Here is a 3,919-nt window from a genome sequence, read left to right on the forward strand (position 1 = left end):
GGGGAGGGGTTGTGCGGTTTAGTGTTTGGCACACTGTTGGGTCCTGAGGCAACAGGGCCGGGTGGGGATCATGGCCTTTGTGGTGGTGGTTTCTGGCCGGGTTTGTTTGTTTCTGGTTTCCTGGCTGCATCGATCATGCGTGTTTCGGCTCTTGCGGGCTGGGGTGTGTGGGGTGTGTGGCACGGGGTTGTTGTTTGAGAACTACATAGTGGACGCGAGCATCTTTTATAAGAAGCAATTTCCAAGAATATGAACCTGGATCTGTCCGGGCGTGCTGTTGCTGTGGCCTTTGTGGTTGTGGTGGTGGTGTCCGGGTGGTTTTTGTGGTTCTCTCGAAAATTTCTGAATTGATCTTTTGTGGTCAAGTTTTTAAGAGCACACGGTGGATGCCTTGGCATTAGGAGCCGAAGAAGGACGTAGGAATCTGCGATAAGCCTGGGGGAGTCGATAACCGGACTGTGATCCCAGGGTGTCCGAATGGGGAAACCCCGCCAGGGACGCGAGTTGCCTGGTGACCCGCATCTGAACACATAGGGTGCGTGGAGGGAACGCGGGGAAGTGAAACATCTCAGTACCCGCAGGAAGAGAAAACAATAGTGATTCCGTTAGTAGTGGCGAGCGAACGCGGATCAGGCTAAACCGTTCCATGTGTGATAGCCGGCGGGCGTTGCATGGTCGGGGTTGTGGGACTTTCCGTTCTGTCTCTGCCGGGACAGTGGGGTGTGATGTGCAGGCATAGGTGAACGGTCTTGAAAGGCCGGCCAGAGAGGGTGTGAGCCCCGTAACCGAAATGTTGTGTACCGCCTGGAGAGTATCCCAAGTAGCACGGGGCCCGAGAAATCCCGTGTGAATCTGTCAGGACCACCTGATAAGCCTAAATACTCCCTAATGACCGATAGCGGACCAGTACCGTGAGGGAAAGGTGAAAAGTACCCCGGGAGGGGAGTGAAACAGTACCTGAAACCGTGTGCTTACAATCCGTCGGAGCAACCGCACCTTGTGTGCATAGTAGTTGTGACGGCGTGCCTTTTGAAGAATGAGCCTGCGAGTTAGTGTTACGTCGCGAGGTTAACCCGTGTGGGGAAGCCGTAGCGAAAGCGAGTCTGAATAGGGCGTTGCAGTGGCGTGATCTAGACCCGAAGCGAAGTGATCTACCCATGGCCAGGTTGAAGCGACGGTAAGACGTCGTGGAGGACCGAACCCACTTCAGTTGAAAATGGAGGGGATGAGCTGTGGGTAGGGGTGAAAGGCCAATCAAACTTCGTGATAGCTGGTTCTCCCCGAAATGCATTTAGGTGCAGCGTTGCGTGTTTCTTACCGGAGGTAGAGCTACTGGATGGCTAATGGGCCCTACAAGGTTACTGACGTCAGCCAAACTCCGAATGCCGGTAAGTGAGAGCGCAGCAGTGAGACTGTGGGGGATAAGCTTCATAGTCGAGAGGGAAACAGCCCAGACCACCAACTAAGGCCCCTAAGCGTGTGCTAAGTGGGAAAGGATGTGGAGTTGCGAAGACAACCAGGAGGTTGGCTTAGAAGCAGCCATCCTTAAAAGAGTGCGTAATAGCTCACTGGTCAAGTGATTCCGCGCCGACAATGTAGCGGGGCTCAAGTACACCGCCGAAGTTGTGGATTTCAGATATTAGCTAAGCCCTTGTGGTTCAGGCGTCTGGAGTGGTAGGGGAGCGTCGTGTGGGCAGTGAAGTCGCGGTGTAAACCAGCGGTGGAGCCTACACGAGTGAGAATGCAGGCATGAGTAGCGAAAGACGGGTGAGAAACCCGTCCGCCGAATGATCAAGGGTTCCAGGGTCAAGCTAATCTGCCCTGGGTAAGTCGGGACCTAAGGCGAGGCCGACAGGCGTAGTCGATGGACAACGGGTTGATATTCCCGTACCGGCGAAAAACCGTCCATGTTGAACAGGGGATACTAACCGCCCGAGACCTGACCGCCCGCCCTTGTGGTGACGTGGTTTTTGGTGGAGCGCGGGACCTGATCCTGGGAGGCAAGCGTATTAACAGGTGTGACGCAGGAAGGTAGCCAAGCCGGGCGATGGTTGTCCCGGTCTAAGGATGTAGGGCGAACGGTAGGCAAATCCGCTGTTCATGATGCCTGAGATCTGATGGGACCCCCGTGAGGGGGGATTTGGTGATCCTATGCTGCCGAGAAAAGCATCGACGCGAGGTTTTAGCCGCCCGTACCCCAAACCGACACAGGTGATCAGGTAGAGAATACTAAGGCGATCGAGAGAATTATGGTTAAGGAACTCGGCAAAATGCCCCCGTAACTTCGGGAGAAGGGGGGCCCCAACCTTGAACACCACACGCTGGTGGGAGGGGATCGGGGCCGCAGAGACCAGGGGGAAGCGACTGTTTACTAAAAACACAGGTCCGTGCGAAGTCGCAAGACGATGTATACGGACTGACTCCTGCCCGGTGCTGGAAGGTTAAGAGGACCGGTTAGCCGTTCGCGGCGAAGCTGAGAATTTAAGCCCCAGTAAACGGCGGTGGTAACTATAACCATCCTAAGGTAGCGAAATTCCTTGTCGGGTAAGTTCCGACCTGCACGAATGGAGTAACGACTTCCCCGCTGTCTCAACCATAAACTCGGCGAAATTGCAGTACGAGTAAAGATGCTCGTTACGCGCAGCAGGACGGAAAGACCCCGAGACCTTTACTATAGTTTGGTATTGGTGTTCGGAGTGGCTTGTGTAGGATAGGTGGGAGACGTTGAAGCCCGGACGCCAGTTCGGGTGGAGTCATCGTTGAAATACCACTCTGGTCACTTTGGACATCTAACTTCGGCCCGTAATCCGGGTCAGGGACAGTGCCTGATGGGTAGTTTAACTGGGGCGGTTGCCTCCTAAAAAGTAACGGAGGCGCCCAAAGGTTCCCTCAGCCTGGTTGGCAATCAGGTGTCGAGTGTAAGTGCACAAGGGAGCTTGACTGTGAGAGAGACATCTCGAGCAGGGACGAAAGTCGGGACTAGTGATCCGGCGGTACATTGTGGAATGGCCGTCGCTCAACGGATAAAAGGTACCTCGGGGATAACAGGCTGATCTTGCCCAAGAGTCCATATCGACGGCATGGTTTGGCACCTCGATGTCGGCTCGTCGCATCCTGGGGCTGGAGTAGGTCCCAAGGGTTGGGCTGTTCGCCCATTAAAGCGGTACGCGAGCTGGGTTTAGAACGTCGTGAGACAGTTCGGTCCCTATCCGCTGCGCGCGCAGGAAATTTGAGAAGGGCTGTCCTTAGTACGAGAGGACCGGGACGGACGAACCTCTGGTGTGTCAGTTGTACTGCCAAGTGCACCGCTGATTAGCTACGTTCGGATGGGATAACCGCTGAAAGCATCTAAGCGGGAAGCTCGCTTCGAGATGAGATTTCCATACACCTTGTGTGTGAGAGGCCCCCAGCCAGACCACTGGGTTGATAGGCCGGATGTGGAAGCGAGGACTAACGACTCGTGAAGCTGACCGGTACTAATAGGCCGATAACTTACACCACACACTCTCTTCGTGAACAGAACTTCAAAAGCTGTTCACACCAGCAGAGAGTACAAAGATAACAAGACTGCTTGCGTCCACTATGTGGTTCCCAAACAACAAAACCATTTGTTGCAGGGAACAAAAACACAACAAAATAACAACACCACACCTCCCCCACCAGGGGAGGAAGTTGTAACCACAAGATTTCCCACCCCCACGACCAACAGTGTCCAGGCGGGTGTGGAGCAAGGGTTACGGCGGTCATAGCGTGGGGGAAACGCCCGGTCCCATTCCGAACCCGGAAGCTAAGACCCACAGCGCCGATGGTACTGCACCCGGGAGGGTGTGGGAGAGTAGGTCACCGCCGGAACACTATTACCGGTCGAGAGCCCCCGAACACCACGTGTCCGGGGGCTCTCCCACGTTAACCACCCACC

General features: G+C 55.0%; 1 protein-coding gene and 2 rRNA genes. All 3 read left to right on the plus strand.

Features of this window, described 5'->3' with window-relative positions; genetic code table 11:
• A partial coding sequence (locus ABIB27_RS19160) for a hypothetical protein (protein WP_354254685.1) occupies nt 1–198 on the plus strand: 198 nt, incomplete at its 5' end.
• 161 nt (nt 199–359) lie between these two features.
• Nucleotides 360–3,501: ribosomal RNA gene (locus tag ABIB27_RS19165) — 23S ribosomal RNA — on the plus strand.
• 234 nt (nt 3,502–3,735) lie between these two features.
• Nucleotides 3,736–3,852 (plus strand): 5S ribosomal RNA (gene rrf / locus ABIB27_RS19170).
• Nucleotides 3,853–3,919 lie beyond the last annotated feature (67 nt).

The organism is Arthrobacter sp. UYEF21, from assembly GCF_040546085.1.
Classification (GTDB): Bacteria; Actinomycetota; Actinomycetes; order Actinomycetales; family Micrococcaceae; genus Arthrobacter.